Annotated in this window: 16 protein-coding genes; 4 read left to right on the top strand and 12 right to left on the bottom strand. The window is 54.4% G+C overall.

Features of this window, described 5'->3' with window-relative positions; translation table 11 throughout:
• Positions 1-56 precede the first annotated feature (56 nt).
• Positions 57-515 (bottom strand): YaiI/YqxD family protein, encoded by a 459-nt coding sequence (locus tag AC2FAJ_RS16260; protein ID WP_010428006.1) that lies wholly within the window; start codon positions 513-515, stop codon positions 57-59.
• A gap of 97 nt (positions 516-612) precedes the next feature.
• Here AC2FAJ_RS16260 and proC point away from each other — a divergent pair, with 97 nt between their 5' ends.
• Complete coding sequence (gene proC, locus AC2FAJ_RS16255) at positions 613-1,422, top strand: pyrroline-5-carboxylate reductase (RefSeq protein WP_048957497.1); 810 nt, start codon at positions 613-615, stop codon at positions 1,420-1,422.
• A 14-nt stretch (positions 1,423-1,436) separates the two neighbouring features.
• Here proC and adrA read toward each other — a convergent pair whose 3' ends face one another.
• The 5 genes from adrA to AC2FAJ_RS16230 form a co-directional block, all read right to left on the bottom strand.
• Positions 1,437-2,540 (bottom strand): diguanylate cyclase AdrA, encoded by a 1,104-nt coding sequence (adrA, locus tag AC2FAJ_RS16250; protein ID WP_485454318.1) that lies wholly within the window; start codon positions 2,538-2,540, stop codon positions 1,437-1,439.
• Between the two features lie 102 nt (positions 2,541-2,642).
• Positions 2,643-2,963 (bottom strand): phosphate starvation-inducible protein PsiF, encoded by a 321-nt coding sequence (gene psiF / locus AC2FAJ_RS16245; protein ID WP_041911105.1) that lies wholly within the window; start codon positions 2,961-2,963, stop codon positions 2,643-2,645.
• A gap of 275 nt (positions 2,964-3,238) precedes the next feature.
• Positions 3,239-3,499 (bottom strand): anti-adapter protein IraP, encoded by a 261-nt coding sequence (iraP, locus tag AC2FAJ_RS16240; RefSeq protein ID WP_028012123.1) that lies wholly within the window; start codon positions 3,497-3,499, stop codon positions 3,239-3,241.
• 210 nt (positions 3,500-3,709) lie between these two features.
• Positions 3,710-4,924: a multidrug efflux MFS transporter gene (locus AC2FAJ_RS16235; protein ID WP_041911106.1), complete on the bottom strand. Its 1,215-nt coding sequence runs from the start codon at positions 4,922-4,924 to the stop codon at positions 3,710-3,712.
• 168 nt (positions 4,925-5,092) lie between these two features.
• A complete protein-coding gene (locus AC2FAJ_RS16230; protein WP_041911107.1) occupies positions 5,093-5,776 on the bottom strand; it encodes an extensin-like domain-containing protein in 684 nt (227 codons plus the stop codon).
• A gap of 103 nt (positions 5,777-5,879) precedes the next feature.
• On the opposite strand from AC2FAJ_RS16230, the gene ddlA reads away from it, so the two are divergent.
• Positions 5,880-6,980 (top strand): D-alanine--D-alanine ligase, encoded by a 1,101-nt coding sequence (gene ddlA, locus AC2FAJ_RS16225; protein ID WP_041911108.1) that lies wholly within the window; start codon positions 5,880-5,882, stop codon positions 6,978-6,980.
• On the opposite strand, the gene AC2FAJ_RS16220 is transcribed toward ddlA, so the two are convergent.
• The gene (locus AC2FAJ_RS16220; protein WP_028012119.1) at positions 6,977-7,207 is read right to left on the bottom strand and encodes a DUF2754 domain-containing protein; all 231 of its coding nucleotides are present in this window, start codon (positions 7,205-7,207) and stop codon (positions 6,977-6,979) included. The genes ddlA and AC2FAJ_RS16220 overlap by 4 nt on opposite strands.
• A 249-nt stretch (positions 7,208-7,456) precedes the next feature.
• Between AC2FAJ_RS16220 and AC2FAJ_RS16215 the strand changes: the two genes are divergently transcribed.
• Entirely contained in the window at positions 7,457-7,756 is a 300-nt protein-coding gene (locus AC2FAJ_RS16215; protein ID WP_014882725.1) for a DUF2755 family protein, read from the top strand.
• On the opposite strand, the gene AC2FAJ_RS16210 is transcribed toward AC2FAJ_RS16215, so the two are convergent.
• The 3 genes from AC2FAJ_RS16210 to AC2FAJ_RS16200 all read right to left on the bottom strand — a co-directional run bounded on the left by AC2FAJ_RS16210 (position 7,753) and on the right by AC2FAJ_RS16200 (position 10,733).
• Complete coding sequence (locus AC2FAJ_RS16210) at positions 7,753-8,850, bottom strand: DUF1615 domain-containing protein (RefSeq protein ID WP_045259878.1); 1,098 nt, start codon at positions 8,848-8,850, stop codon at positions 7,753-7,755. The two genes, AC2FAJ_RS16215 and AC2FAJ_RS16210, sit on opposite strands and share 4 nt — an antisense overlap.
• Before the next feature lie 14 nt (positions 8,851-8,864).
• Entirely contained in the window at positions 8,865-10,085 is a 1,221-nt protein-coding gene (sbmA, locus tag AC2FAJ_RS16205) for a peptide antibiotic transporter SbmA (RefSeq protein ID WP_028012117.1), read from the bottom strand.
• A 114-nt stretch (positions 10,086-10,199) separates the two neighbouring features.
• Positions 10,200-10,733, bottom strand: coding sequence for an isochorismatase family protein (locus AC2FAJ_RS16200; RefSeq protein WP_485454317.1), 534 nt, complete (start codon positions 10,731-10,733; stop codon positions 10,200-10,202).
• Positions 10,734-10,937: 204 nt separating this feature from the next.
• Between AC2FAJ_RS16200 and ampH the strand changes: the two genes are divergently transcribed.
• Complete coding sequence (gene ampH, locus AC2FAJ_RS16195; RefSeq protein WP_047363924.1) at positions 10,938-12,098, top strand: D-alanyl-D-alanine-carboxypeptidase/endopeptidase AmpH; 1,161 nt, start codon at positions 10,938-10,940, stop codon at positions 12,096-12,098.
• A 2-nt stretch (positions 12,099-12,100) separates the two neighbouring features.
• Here ampH and AC2FAJ_RS16190 read toward each other — a convergent pair whose 3' ends face one another.
• Together AC2FAJ_RS16190 and AC2FAJ_RS16185 are read right to left on the bottom strand one after the other, a co-directional pair.
• Positions 12,101-12,727, bottom strand: a complete 627-nt coding sequence (locus AC2FAJ_RS16190) for a helix-turn-helix domain-containing protein (protein WP_028012114.1) — start codon at positions 12,725-12,727, stop codon at positions 12,101-12,103.
• A gap of 89 nt (positions 12,728-12,816) precedes the next feature.
• Positions 12,817-15,591 (bottom strand): autotransporter outer membrane beta-barrel domain-containing protein, encoded by a 2,775-nt coding sequence (locus AC2FAJ_RS16185; protein WP_485454316.1) that lies wholly within the window; start codon positions 15,589-15,591, stop codon positions 12,817-12,819.
• Between the last annotated feature and the right edge of the window lie 243 nt (positions 15,592-15,834).

The raw sequence follows: 15,834 nt of genomic DNA, 5'->3' as shown, positions 1-15,834 counted from the left end.
ACGGGATTACAACCCTGTGGAGGCCACACTGTACCACATATTGACAATAATTATCATTACGCCGTACGGCGCTTCACTTCCAGCAGCCATTTATCCAGTTCGGCAGCAAACTGCTGGCGATCGCGCTGGGACAGGCTGTCCGGTCCACCGGTCTGCACGCCGCTGGCCCGCATCGTATCCATAAAATCACGCATAGTGAGTTTTTCCCGGATGGTTGAAGGCGAATAACGCTCGCCGCGAGGATTGAGCGCCGCCGCCCCTTTCTCCAGCACTTCCGCCGCCAGCGGAATATCGGCGGTGATGACCAGATCTTCCGCGCTGCACAGACGAACAATTTCATTATCTGCCACGTCGAACCCGGCCGGCACGCGGAGGGAGCGAATGAACCGCGAAGGCGGGACGCGAATATTCTGGTTCGCCACCAGCGTCAGCGGCATCTGAACGCGCTCGGCGGCGCGGAATAAAATCTCTTTAATCACATTCGGACACGCGTCCGCATCAACCCAAATCGCCATGTTGTCTCCCCATAATGACTCTGCCGACTATTGTCGCCTGCATTTCGTTGTTAAGCTATCAATCAGAGAAAACAACGCATAATGACGGAGAATCATGATGGACAAGAAAATCGGGTTTATCGGCTGCGGTAACATGGGCAAAGCCATCCTGGGCGGCCTGATCGCCAGCGGGCAGGTTCTGCCGGGTCAGATTTGGGTTTATACGCCGTCACCGGATAACGTCGCCGCGTTGCGCGATCAATACGGGATCAACGCCGCCGAAAGCGCGCAGGAGGTGGCCCAGGTTGCCGATATCGTCTTTGGTGCCGTTAAGCCGAACATCATGATCAAAGTGTTAAGCGACATCACCTCCAGCCTGAATAAAGAGACGCTGGTCGTGTCGATTGCCGCAGGCGTGACGCTCGATCAGCTGGCGCGCGCGCTGGGCCACGATCGTAAAATCGTCCGCGCGATGCCGAATACCCCCTCACTGGTCAACGCCGGTATGACCTCCGTCACCCCTAACGCGCTGGTGACTTCAGAAGAGGTGGCGGACGTGCTAAACATTTTCCGCTGCTTCGGCGAGGCGGAAGTGATTTCAGAATCCATGATCCATCCAGTGGTCGGCGTGAGCGGTTCAGCCCCCGCGTACGTTTTCATGTTTTTAGAAGCGATGGCGGACGCCGCCGTGCTTGGCGGTATGCCGCGCGCGCAGGCGTATAAATTCGCCGCGCAGGCAGTGATGGGCTCCGCCAAAATGGTGCTGGAGACGGGTAAACACCCGGGTGAACTGAAGGATATGGTCTGCTCCCCGGCCGGTACCACCATCGAAGCGGTGCGGGTGCTGGAAGAACGCGGGTTCCGTTCTGCGGTTATCGAAGCGATGGCAAAATGCATGGAAAAATCAGAGAAGCTGAGTAAATCCTGATGTCTGGCCGGGCGTCAGGCGGCCACTTCGGTGCGGCCGCGCCCGGCATTTTTCGCCTTATACAGCGCCACATCTGCCGCCTTCAACCATTCCCGATAGTGTACAAACTGCGGCCCCCAGGGGGCCACGCCCACGCTGATGCGCAGAGGCTCCTTCGGCGCACACGGTAACGACAGCGTTTCCAGCCGCGCGTGAACCCGCGACATGACGGCGATGGCGCTTTCAGCGGCCGTCTGGGACATAATCACCGCGAACTCATCCCCGCCAAACCGGCCTATCGCATCGCCTGACCGTACCGACATCTGAAGCTGGCGGGTAATGGCCACGATGGCCTTGTCGCCTGCGTCGTGCCCCCAGGTATCGTTGATGTTTTTAAAGTGGTCGATATCAATCAGCAATATCGTGGCGGTGCAGTGGCTCCGGCGACAGCGCTCAAATTCATTGCGCAGCAGCATTTCCCAATGTCGGCGGTTAAAGACCCCGGTCATACCGTCACGGGTGCTCATCATTTCCAGCCGCCGCTTATGTTCCGCCAGCCTGACGGCCATTCGATGGCTAAGCCAGGCAAACAGCATGGGATAAAGCATAAGGACAGGAAGCGTTAAGCCCCACTCCAGCGCCCCCGGATTAAAGGGCACCGCTCTGCCAGCAAGCGGTAACGTAAGCAGCGCTGTAAGCAGGGTGAGCACGATCCCCGCGATAAAAAGACGGTAGCCGCCAGAGCCCATCATGTTCATCCCCACCATCATCACCAGCGCCGCAGTGGGTAATACATACATCCCCATCACGCCGATCCAGACCCCGGCGATAACGGCATCCATCTTGAGGTTAAAAATTTCCTGCTGATGAGGTGAAGCGGCGCGGCAGGATAACTGCCAGGCAAAGTGCGGCCAGATGAATGCCCACCCCACCAGCAACAACCACCAGCCGCCGGGTAAAAAATGGCTGACCAGAATTTCCGCAACCGGAACAAACATCGCCGCCAGCCCGACAACGCGCGCCAGCCGGGCTCGCCTGGCAAACTGGATGCCGGTACAGTGAGGGTCATCCTGAGAAAGGGTTAAACTCCACTCTTCCCGAATGCGCTTTTTGTAGTAATAAATGTCATCATTCATCATTTTTGGGAATATTCTGAAACATTTTCCCAAATTATAGAGAGGGGGGCTGCGGGGAAAGTATGAAATTTCGGGTGAGCCGCCGGAGCCGCTCACCCGTTAGAACTACACTTTTTTCTTCAGGCAGGCACTCATAAACTTGCTGCGATCGTCGCCCTTGAGGGACTGTTCGGTTGCTTTCGCATTACACTCGCGCATTTTTTGCTGCTGCGGCGTCAGGCTTTTTTCGCCGGGTTTCGCGGCGCCGTTTTTCAGGCAGTCGCTCATGTAGGTTTTACGTGCATCCCCCTTCAGACTCTGGGACGTCGCCTGTTGATTACAGGTGGTCATGCGTTGCTGTTGCGGCGTTAATGTTTTTTCTTCCGCGTTCGCCGAGGAGATCAGGAACAGGCCGGAGAGCAGAGTAACCAGTAATGTTGTTTTCATTGCACCATCCTTTTGTGAACATTCCCTGTAAGTCTGGTTCGTGACAGGAAAAAAACCACCCGGCAGATGTGATTTCGGCCGGGAATTTATCATTTCAGTTCCAGCGCGCAGAAATTGACGGTATCAGCATAACTGGCAGGGGTAATTAACAGGGAATGTAACGCGCTAAAAAGCGCGCTCTGTTTCAATTTATTTTCTTCATGTACAAATACAAAAATAAAACAGAGCGACTCCAGGCATCCTGCATGACAATCCTATGACATGTCAGTAACGGCTTAACTGCGCGGATGCCTCAACAGCTTCTTTACGTATTGCTGCAGCAACTCGGCATCCTCTGGCGGAACCTGCGTATCGGGCCGCGCCTTATCCAGCGCTCCTTCAATGCTTTCAATTAACGCCTGCTGATCCGATGTTGCCATCTGCCGCAGCAGCGCGGTGACAACTATTTCCAGCGCTTCGACCTGGGCGACCAGCTCTTTCGACTCCTCTTCCTTTTGTGCAAGCTTAACCAGCAACTCAGCAATGAGATTTTTCATCGTGCTATTTCCTTATGGGATTTCCTCTGAAATTAACACCAGGAATGAAATATGCAAAGCGGAGAAAAGTATTATCTTATGCAAAAGTGACATTGCCGCCAAATTAGCGCAGCGATCTTTTCAGCGAAACGTTTTCCTATAAAAAAACGCCGCATTTTGTTATATAAAAATGCGGCTACCATAAGAATATATAATACATCTGCGAAAAGGTTATTTCGCTGATTTCGCTTCCGCTATTTGTCTGCGGCGACGCAGGGCAATAGCCAGCTGGATAATATTGATTAAAACGACAATCGCCGTCGCGGCAAATACCCAGCGAAAACCCGCCATTGCAGATACGGACGCACCAATAAGCGGACCGGCGACGTTGCCTAAATACATAAACGACTGGTTATAGCCAAAAATACGCCCCGTGACCTGGTCGCTGGAATATTTGACCAGCAATGTCTGTACGGCGGGCAACATAGCGCCATCCGCAAAGCCGAGTAAAAACCGCAGCACGCCCAGCTGAAGCGGAGAGGTAACAAACGACATGGCGAAAAAGAGCACCACCGCAAAAATCAGCGTCGCCATCAGGATGCGCGCCGTGCCGATCCTGTCGCCCAGTTTTCCCAGACGCGGGGCAGAGATCAGCGCGGAGACGCCCGGCACGGCGGCAATCATGCCGCTGAGAAAGGCGATATTGTTGCTGTCCGGCTCCATCGACTTGATAAACAGCGCCAGAATCGGGCCGACCGAACCGTTGCAGAGCTGGATCACCATGGTGGTGACAAACAGGCTAATTACGAGTCCCGGGTATGGCAGCGAGGCGAAGACGGCCTTGCCGCTCAGGCGCTCAGATTTACTGATAACGGGGCGGCCCCCCTCTTTGATAAGAAAGAGCGTAACCAGAAAGCTGATCACCAGCAGGATTGCGGTGATGATGAATACCGCGCGCAGACCGACATGGTCAGCCAAAAAGCCTCCCAGCAGCGGGCCGCCGATAACGCCGCTGATCTGGGCGGTGGAGAGCGTACTCAGCGCCCAGCCGCTGCGCTCGCGCGGCACCTGAGAGGCAACCAGCGCCATGGCGTTGGGAATATACCCGGACGTCAGCCCCATCACCGCCCGCAGGAAAAACAGCTGCCAGACGTTGGTGGCGAAGGCCTGGAGCAGAATAGCAATCGCCATCCCGAGGGAGGCGCGCAGCAGCATCAGCTTGCGCCCTTTCCGATCCGCCAGGCTGCCCCACATCGGTGACACAATGGCGGAGACCAGAAACGTGACGCTGAACGTCAGCCCGGACCACATGGACAGCGCTTCGTGGGAGCTGACCCCCAGCTGTGACACGTACAGCGGCAGGAACGGCAGGATCTGGCTGATGGCAAGCCCGGTGAAGAAGCAGCCGAACCAGACCGAGATGAGATTAACTTTCCAGGATTCCATACAGAAATAGTCTTCATTTTTAGGCGAATTCGCCGTCAGATTAGCAAGTTACGCGCCTTAACGTCGCACCAGAGATGCGGCCTCGCTGACTTTGGTGTTTTATCTTCCCAGTCATCATATTTGTGAAATAAGTCACAATTCATCCATTTTCTGGCGGAAGATTATGCTTCAGCGGCAGAGACCAAAGCCGCGCATTCCCAGATGAAAATGGCTGGCGTGCGCCGCGTTATATTCCGGCCCAAGACCGTTTCCGTAGTAACCGCAGCTTGCCGCCAGCAGAGCCTTCAGCCAGGGCTGCGTTTTTGCCGATTTCCAGCCGTTAAGTACCGTAACGCGCTCTCCGTTCGCCAGCCGAAAAGCGGCGATATCCAGCGCCTCTGCCGTGGCATGCTCGCTGCGCCGGGCATCGGGCCGGTGGTAGATATTGCGGCAGGCAAAGCTGCCGAGGTGCTCAATGCGCGTCAGTTCACTGCCGGTAAAGCGTTTAGTCAGGGGCCGGGCCTGCTGGCTGACAAACAGGGCTGAGCTGAGCGCCAGCGGACAGCTGGCAAGAAAACTGCCGTTCAGGCTCACCGGGCCAAAGTTACGCACGCGCACGACGTTGTTCAGCGGGCATTCCCCGCCGCTGTCAGCGACCGCCTGGGTGCGGATTAGGTTTTTTTGATTAGCCTGCGCTAACAGACTCGCGCAGGCTTCGGGCGTTAAGCGTCGCAGCTTATATTGGGTAATACGGCCAGGCGGGTCGTCCAGGTTCAGCGGCGTGAAAGGGTTGTAGTAAGACGGCAGCCAGCGATAGCCCGCCGTTGCGATTGCCCCAAGGATGAAAATGGTCAGCAGCGTTTTTCCTTTCACTCTCCCCCCTCACTGTTCCCCAAAACATTATGGCAGAAGGCCGCGAAACCCGCAGGGCATCGTGGTATGTTATTGGCTTTTCGTCAGACTGGAAGAGAGTGAGATGGCAAAGCAGCGCGTAGGTATTGTCTTTGGGGGAAAATCAGCGGAGCACGAGGTTTCATTGCAATCGGCTAAAAATATCGTCGATGCGATCGATAAAAGCCGTTTCGACGTGGTGCTGTTGGGCATTGATAAACAGGGCCAGTGGCATGTTAACGATGCCAGCCAGTATCTGCTGAATGCCAACGATCCGGCACACATCGCCCTTAATCCTTCGGAAATTAGCGTCGCCACCGTACCCGGCGTCGTGAAAGGTCAGCTCATCGACGCAGGCAACGCGCAGGCTCTCGCCCAGATCGACGTGGTCTTCCCCATCGTGCACGGCACCCTCGGCGAAGACGGTTCCCTGCAGGGAATGTTACGCATGGCCAACCTGCCGTTCGTGGGCTCGGACGTGCTGGGCTCCGCCGCCTGCATGGACAAAGACGTCACCAAACGCCTGCTGCGCGATGCCGGGCTGAATATCGCGCCGTTCGTGACGCTCACCCGCGCCAACCGCGACAAGCACAGCTTCGTGCAAATTAGCGCTGAACTGGGTCTGCCGCTGTTTGTGAAGCCAGCCAACCAGGGCTCCTCCGTGGGAGTCAGCAAAGTCACCACCGAAGCAGAGTTCACGCAAGCCGTCCGTCTGGCATTCGAGTTCGACCATAAAGTGGTGGTTGAGCAGGGGATCAAAGGCCGCGAAATTGAGTGCGCGGTGCTGGGCAACGATTTCCCACAGGCCAGCACCTGCGGTGAAGTGGTATTAAACAGCGACTTCTACTCGTACGACACCAAATACATTGATGATAAAGGCGCCCAGGTTGTTGTTCCTGCGGATATCGATCCGGCCATTAACGATAAGATCCGGGCGATCGCCATTCAGGCCTATCAAACGCTCGGCTGCAGCGGCATGGCGCGCGTGGACGTGTTCCTGACGCCGGAGAACGAGGTGGTGATCAATGAAATCAACACGCTGCCGGGTTTCACCAATATCAGCATGTATCCTAAACTGTGGCAGGCCAGCGGGCTTGGCTACTCTGAGCTGATCACCCGCCTGATCGAGCTGGCGCTGGAGCGTCATGCCGCCGACAGCGCCCTGAAAAGTTCCGTTAACGGCTAATCGGCACCCTTAGCCGTCTCCTCCGCTGTCGTCTCTTCCGGACGGCGGCGGATTATCAGCCCTGCCAGCCAGAAACTGATTACCCAGGTCACCAGGCCCACGGCATAGGTTTGCCAGCCTTTCGCTTCAAATCCCAACAGCCCCACGACGCCGTTAAGAATAAAGATCAGCCCGATAGCAAAGGCGTAGTAGTGCCAGTCACGGCGAAGTTTGGACGTGAGCTTCATAACAACTCCGGCAGGAAAAAAAGACATCCTCTCACAGTTTCACCGCCAGGTCTGTGGCAGATGCGGAAATTCTGAAATGCGGTGCAGTTTCATTTAAGTTAACAAATTGTGACATGCTGCAGAAATCAACAATCCAGGAGAAATCCTGAGCGAAAATTACCACGATTCTGATATTGACAAATGCGATGACCTGTCAAACTCACCCCGTAAGACGCGTATTAAAACAGAGTGATATTTCGGGAGGTCAACATGGCTGACTTTACATTGTCGAAACCGATTTTTGGCGGCAAACCAAAAACCTCCACGGCGGGTAATATCGCGTATGCCCTGTTTGTCCTGTTCTGCTTCTGGGCTGGCTCCCAGCTGCTTAATATGCTGGTGCACGCGCCGGGCGTTTATGAACACCTGATGCAGGTGCAGGATAACGGACGCCCGCGGGTTGAAATCGGGTTTGGCGTGAGCACGCTGTTTGGCCTCGTTCCCTTCCTCGCGGGGTGTATGATTTTAGGCGTTGTCGCGCTCGTCCTGCGCTTTCGTCGTCGCCATTAAAGCCCCATACAGCGAGCCCGGCGATCGTCCACGCGTTTTGCGAACCATGCGGTGGTCAGGTTACGCGTGATCTTCGGGCTTTCCAGCTGAATCCCCGGCAGAATTGCCCTCGGCAACGTTTTCCCACTCTTCTTATCGGCAAGCGCAAACACTTTCTTGTAGAGATCCGTTTTCTCAAATGCCAGGCTGTCGCCTTTCTCAAGCTGACGGCGAATGTCGCTGTTGCTCATATCAAGCGTTGTCGATAATTTCCGGATCGCCCGCTCGGTGCTTCCCGCCTCGCTGCTGCCGTAGGCGATAAGATCGCCGTCCAGCGCCAGCTTGACGCCGCTTGCGCGGCTAACCGCGCTCTGAAACGCCGCGTTACGGCTGGCATACCAGCCCGCGTTAAAGTCTGCAAAGCGGTACAAGGGCTCGCTGTAGTTCGCCGGATAGTTCAGCAGATGATACGTGCCGAACCACAGCCCGCCGCGCAGGGAGAAGACCTCCTGACGCACCGTACCGTCAATTTCCCACGGGTAGCCGTCGGTATGCTTCTCGGCAAACGCAATGCTCACCTGCATCGGGCCGCCGGTGTGAACCGGGTTCAGTGAGCCAAACAGTTTCTGCCCCATCGGCACCATGTTAATGAAATCATCAAAGATGGCGCTGAGCTGTTTTTCGGTTTTCACCGTGTCCAGCCGCTCGCTGTAGCTTTTGCCGTTTGGCGAGGTGATTTTCAGCGCGGTATGCACGAGGAACACCGGGATATGCATCGATTCCGCGCGGCGGTCAATCTCTTTCCAGGCAATTTTGTTGAGACCCGGCACCACCGGGTCTGACTGGTACATCGACTCCTGCTGCGCCACCGCCAGCACCGAGCAGATATTCTCCTCGGTTGGGGCAATCTTCTGGCTTTCAAAGGTTTTTGCCAGCGCATCCGCCCACGCATTGCGATCCTTCACGCTGGCGGGCATTTTTTGCCGCACAACGCTTGCGACATCCACGGGCTTCTCGCCCTTTTTAAGCGGAGCAGCCCCTTTTTCGGCACAGCCCGCCAGAACGAGGGCAGCCAGCAAGGACAGCGGTAACGCTCGCGGTACGGCAAAAGACATAGCAACTCCCTGTATTAGCTAAATGTGTTGGTGACTTCCTGCAGGTCCCGATCGTCCAGCTCATGTTCAAAGCTGCGCAGACGTTTGTAGATGGACATCAGCTCCACCAGCGTGGTCCAGGAGTTGATCAGATACTGGAACGAGTTTCTGACCTGATCGAACACGTTGGTAATCTGGGTCAGTAAGCCCAGCGTGATTGTTCCCGCAACAATAGACGGGAACAACAGGAATAGTCCAAAAACAGTATCGACCTGCAGATAGAAAATACGGGCAATATTGAAATACATGTAGTGGAAATAGAGCCGGAAATAGTTGAAACGGACGTTGCGGAACAGCTCTTTTATCGTCGGGGGCGCAGCGCGCGTTGGGTCGTCCTCTCCGTAGACCAGCTCTTTACGATAGGCCGCTTCCACACGCTGATTCTTAAACTCTAAGCCCGGCAGCTTAATCCCGACGACGGCAAGCAGGCCTGTGCCCATAAGCGACCAAATCAGCGCCGGGATGAGCAGGCCGTACGGTAAATGTCCGACAATCGGCAATGCTGAAATATGCGGAGAAAGCGCGACCAGAATCGGTAAGAACGCAAACAGTTTCAGGATGGCATTAAGCAGGCTGACGCCCATATCCTCAAGCGTTGACGCAAAACGCATGGTGTCTTCCTGAACACGCTGAGCAGCACCTTCAATATGGCGCAGACGCTCCCAGTGGGTCATGTAGAATTCGTTCATCGCCGTACGCCAGCGGAAGACGTAATGGCTGACGAAGAAATTATTCAGCACCGCCACGGTGACAGCGATCATCGCAATGCCCATAAAAATTTTTAACTGATTATAAAGCTCGCCAATTGGCACCCTGTTAGGGGCGCTAAGCGCTTTCTGGATGAGATCGTAGAACGGGGCATACCACGCGTTAATGGCTACGCTCACTTCGACCAGAAACCAGGTGACAAAAATAATCAGCGACGTTCCGAGAATGGACCACGTCTGCCAGCGATGAGGGGAATAATTAAACCAGAACAGCGCAAACAGCCCGACGCACAGCGCGTAATAGGCATAAAACAGCAGATAGCTGAACGACCAGAAGCGCGCCGCGCTAATCGGCACCTCGCCTGTCGCCCCCACGATGCGCGTCAGCCATGCACCGCCGCCCGCCAGCCAGAACACGACTGCGATCAGTGCCCAAATAAATGCCGACAGGAAAAAAGGCCCCGGCTTTGGGAAAAAAGACTTAAACATGATACTTCCTTCTTGTTGTTATGGTTGTTGCTGTGCTCAACACATTACCACACGAATACCTTGCCCGAGCCGGACCCCGGCTCGGGCAAAAAGGTCAGACCCGTGGGTTGATTATTAGTTCGCTTTCCAGTTTTCGAGAATTGTTTCGGTGCGTTTCACCGCGACAGGGTTCGCTGGCGCAATGAAGTTTCGCCAGACGTCGTTGTGGTGGTGAATCAGGATCTGTGCTTCGGCAGCCGGGCGGTTGGCGGTGGTGTGGGCATCTTCCGCCACGGTAATGTGGTAACCCCGGCTGACGCCATTCTTGACCGTGGCGTCAACGCAGTAATCGGTGGCGCAGCCGCAGATTACAAACTCGCGAATGCCCTGCTCGCGTAACAGCACCTCAAGCCCGGTGTTATAGAAGGCATCGCAGGCAGTTTTGGTCACGTACAGCGCGCCAGCAGGTTGATGGAGTTCAGGCAGCAACGCAAACCCGTCACTTCCCTCTTCCAGCCCCCCGGCCTCGGCATGCTGAATAAAAACCACCGTGTCGGCAGCCTGCGTAAGCTGGTTGATCAGAGAGACACACGTCTCGCGCTGATGACGCGGGGTTTCAAACACCCCGTTCTGCATATCAACCACCATTACCACACGCTTTTCAGACATACCGTTCTCCGCAAGATTAAGTAACACTGGTGCCTATCATAAGCCCGATGTCACAAAATGGGAGAGCGCTCGCAGGGAAATTCTTCATATTTACCCATGGTTACGTTTTTCTCGCTATGGTTATGCTATTCGGGGCATTGCACGGTGCCGATTAGTAGTATAAATACCCATTACTTTCCTCATTCACTTCATGGATGCTTTTCGTTGAAACGTTGTCTGCTCTCTTTTGCCGCGCTGTGTGCGGTGAGCTTCTCCACCGCCCAGGCAGCCCAGCCGCTGACGGCGCCCGTTTTGGCTTCCGATATTGCCGATCGCTACGCGAACCTTATCTATTACGGCAGCGGCGCGACAGGAATGGCATTGGTGGTCATCGACGGCAACCAGCGCGTTTTCCGCAGCTTTGGTGAAACGCGTCCAGGTAATAACATTCGTCCGCAGCTGGATTCCGTTGTGCGCGTCGCGTCCTTAACCAAGCTGATGACCAGCGAAATGCTGGTGAAGTTGCTCGACCAGGGCGTGGTAAAGCTCGACGATCCGCTCAGCAAATACGCCCCGCCGGGTGCCCGCGTGCCGACGTATCAGGGCACGCCAATTCGCCTGGTGAACCTCGCGACGCACACCAGCGCTCTGCCGCGCGAGCAGCCGGGCGGCGCGGCGCACCGCGACGTTTTTGTCTGGCCAACGCGCCAACAGCGCTGGAACTACCTGAGCACCGCCACGCTGAAATCCGCCCCGGGCTCGCAGGCCTCTTACTCGAACCTGGCGTTCGATCTGCTGGCGGATGCGCTTTCAACGGCGGCGGGCAAACCTTACCCGCAGCTGTTTGAAGAGCAGATCACGCGTCCGCTGGGCATGAAAGACACCACCTTTACCCCTTCCCCGGACCAGTGCAAACGCCTGATGGTGGCAGAGAAAGGCGCAAGCCCCTGTAACAACACGCTGGCGGCCGTGGGCAGCGGCGGGGTCTATTCCACCCCTGGCGACATGATGCGCTGGATGCAGCAGTTCCTTTCTTCGGATTTTTACTCCCGCAGCAGCCAGGCCGATCGTATGCAGACTCTTATCTATCAGCGTACTCAGCTGCATCGCGTCATCGGGATGGACGTGCCGGGTAAAGCCGATGCGCTCGGCCTGGGCTGGGTCTATATGGCACCGAAAAATGGTCGTCCGGGCATCATTCAGAAAACCGGCGGCGGCGGCGGATTCATTACCTACATGGCAATGATTCCGCAGTCCAACGTGGGCGCGTTTGTGGTAGTCACCCGTTCTCCGAACACGCGCTTCGTTAATATGAGTGACGGCATCAATAACCTGGTGGCCGAACTGAGCGCCAATAAAGCCCAGGTGCTTACTGCGTCTAACTGATCTTAATATTCCGTGGGTAAGCGGTTGATGCTGACCAGCTTGCCCCGGCTCATATTGATGTAGTTCCCCTGACGCAGCGCAGCCAGGACTTCTGCAACGACCGAACGTGAAATACGTGTGCTACGCTGAATATGATTCATAACGCCAATTTTTGAGCGCAGCGAGTCATCCCACTCGGCCATATTGATCAACATCGCCCGGATCTGACTATAAGAGTTATTTCCCACCAGCTGCAGGTCACGCTTGCCCAGAATATGGTTAATCCATGACACCCAGCAGAAAGCATCCTGCCAGAGATGATTTTGCTGAATAAGTTGACGCGTGGCAGAGACCGGTAAATAAAATCCAGAACAGGTTGTGTGTGTCATCATGGAATATTCCAGATAACTATCATTTATCCATGCATTCAAACCATAGATAAAAGGTGCCTGCGCAATGCCCATCAGAAGTTCATCAGATTTACGATGGATAGCAGTAAGACCAGACTGTATTACAAAAGTAAATGGCTCATCATCATTATTGCCGGTTGTTATTAATTGCTGTGGTTCGATCTTAAAGGGGGTACCGGCGACTTCCAGACATTTTGCGAGCCGGCTTAATTCAGAAAGTGGTTTCGCATTAACGTTCATGCATACCTCAAAGCATCTGTATCTGTCGGTTCTTTATTATTTTTAAACCATATAAAAAAGCGGGGGAAAATATCCCCCGCGCTTTCTATTTACCAGGTATATTTCACACCCAGGTTTGCTCCCCAGTTCTGGTCAACGTCACCGCCGCCCAGATAAGTCGCATCGGTGTAAGCACTGAAGTTTTTGGTGAAGCTGAACTGGGTGCCCAGCCCAACGCGAACCGCAGAGCCTTCGACGCCGTTATCAATGCTGTCAGAGTTGATATCAGCATTATTGTCAGCATCGTCATAGACGTAAGCCAGCTTGAAGTACGGGGTCAGCGCCTGTTCGCCGCCGTAGTTGAAGGTATAACCCGCATCCAGGCCAAGTTCATAACGCATGCTGTCGTAAGACTGACCATCGATACGCATGTCGTTGCTCAGCTGGTAGTCGTCGCCTGACTGGAACAGGCCGGAAATCGCCGCATAAGGGGTGATATAGCCTGAGAGGTTTGGTTTCCAGTCATAGCCCAGCTTCATCCCGAAGCCAACAGCGTCAGAGGTGGTGTCACCGTCAACATACTGACCGTTGCTCATGGTTGCAGAGAGGTCATTGTTAAAGCGGGTGTAGTTCAGTGAGCTGTCGAGGAAGACGTTGTTCGCAAACGTCGCAGACGCGTAGATCATCGCAGTCTGGCTGTCCTGATCGACCTGACCCGTACGATCGCTGATATCGCCTTTCGCAAAACCAGCTGCACCACCGACGATCCACTTCGCATTATTACCGTCAATCTGCGTGTCCAGACCGACCATAATGCCGCTTACGTCCTGATCGTAGCTGACGGTGCCGTTATCCGCGTCAAAATTGCCGCCGAAATAGCTCACCCACGCTCCGCCGTTGTCTGCCAGGCCATGACGGCTGTTGGTCAGACGCGTACCCACGGTATCCTGCTGGAGATTCCAGATATTGGTGTTGGCAGAAGGAATGCTCAGCGCCATGTTGGCGTAGTCAGTCAGCTCTTTCTGCTGGAGAACAACGGTGTCACCCTCCTGCTGCGCCTGATAGGTGTAAGCACCTAAATCAGCTTTGTTTGCAGCAGTAAAGCTGGCTGCGGTATCTGCGTTATTGTCGTAGACGCGAATGATCTCTTTGTTTTTGTAGTCGGCAACTGAACCAGCGCCGGTTGCATCGTCGATGCGCACCTTGTAGTTACCGGCAACGTCACCGTTCACCGCCAGATGGCCGTCGGAGTTCAGCGCGACAACACCGTAGTCATACTCCGCGTTGTAGCGATCGTTGGTGATATAGCGTGCGTTGTTCAGATCACTGTTCAGCACATAATCGCGGCTGGCAACGTTGAGCACGCCGCCATCGGTCAGTACCATATTGTGCGTATCAACCTGACCCAGACCCAGCGCCAGCTCGGCACCGTTGTCTACGGTAATGGTGTTGGCATACAGCTCTGCTGTCTCTTCAGTCAGTGCCGCACGGCTATAGCTGTCCAGATACAGGCTGTCGGTTGCCACGGCTCCGCTGTCGCTAATATTCATGGTTGAAGCATTGGTCAGGGTGATTGAATCCGCCAGCAGGCCGGAGTTTTCAACATTGACCTGAGACTTGTTGTTCACCGTCAGCGCATCAATGTTGGAGACCTTGCGGGTATCCCACTCGGAACCGTTATCCAGCGCCACATTGAACAGGCCGCTTTGGTACACCTCTTCACCGGCAACGTGACCGTTGCTGTCGAAGGTAGAATCAGGCCAGATGCTGTTCGGGGACAGAGCGTGCCAGTCAACGTTGCTGTAGCCCTGGCCATACATCTGCGCGGTGCCGATAGCTTCAACGCTGGACTGCGCTGCACCGACCCACTTGCTGCCGTTAGTCAGCGTAACATCCAGTGTATCGGTACCGTCCCAGCCGTTGGTGGTTGGGTTATAGACACCATCTTCAGTGGTATCCGTTGCCGGATCGCCATTCTCGTAGAAGTTGTTATCAAAGGTGCTGGAGAAAAGAATGTCACCCGTTACGGTAGAGTGATCGAAGGTAGCGGTGGTCTGCATGGCGTTATCAGACGCGCCGGCCGCAACGATCAGCGCCGCATCATCCGCAGCCGAGGCGTTGGTTTCACCGTAGTCGCTCGGCTTCGCCGTTTGACCGTAGAACCCGTTGGTGCCCAGATCGCTGTACGCACCAGAGGTCAGCACGGAGTCTTTCACCACCAGCGTATCGGTAAAGACATTGCTGCTGTTAGCAACGCCTTCAACGCCGTCGTATGGTGTGTTATCCAGTTCCTGATAACCCTGCGTCAGCGTGATACCCGCGACGTGGGAGTTGTTCTGAATAACGATATCAGATTCAACGTCCAGGGTAATTGCGTTACCCAGACCATAGGTGTCCAGATAATGCGTTTCAGTATTCTCGCCATTGACGACATCATACGCGTAATGCTCGTAGGCATCGTTGATGGTGGAGTTATCAACGGTCAGGCTAAAACGATCGTACTGGGTATGACTGGTGCCGTCAGTATCCACGCCATCTGCACACGTCGTGGTCATACACTCTGACGTGATCATGCCGTTAATGGTGCTGTTAGAAATACTCAACGCGTTTGCACGGCCATTGACCCCATCATCCAGATAGTAAGTCGAAATAACACCGTTTACGGTTGATTTATTGATGACCGGATAAATGTCACCATCATGGGTGGCATCCGAGTAATCCCAATCTGCGTAGCCATAATACCACGGCGTAGATGCGGTATTATCATATCCAAAAGTATTATATGTCGTACCGGAAATATCTTTCGCATTAGCCTGAGAAGCGATAGCCAGCGTACAAGCTAATGCAAGTTGAGATACAACCAGTTTCTTTTTCCATGTTTGCATTGGGTCATCCCTCCTCAGGGACGTAAGCATGTTTGTCCGTAAATCATTTAGCAATGTTTAATTGCGGAGGGAATTATGCAGTTTCATTTCGAAAAGGTTCAATGAATGTTTCCAGTAAGTCCGCATTCAGACAAAAAACAGACTCATACCACAAAGCATAGGGCGTCATAAAATAAATATTATAAAAACAAAATGTTAATGGACGGGCAAAGCAATCAGGGAAATATCATAAAAAATAATAAA

It is taken from the genome of Enterobacter cloacae complex sp. 385G4, from assembly GCF_057320665.1.
Note: the sequence above shows the minus strand (reverse complement) of the source record. Positions and strands in the feature narration are given on the sequence as shown.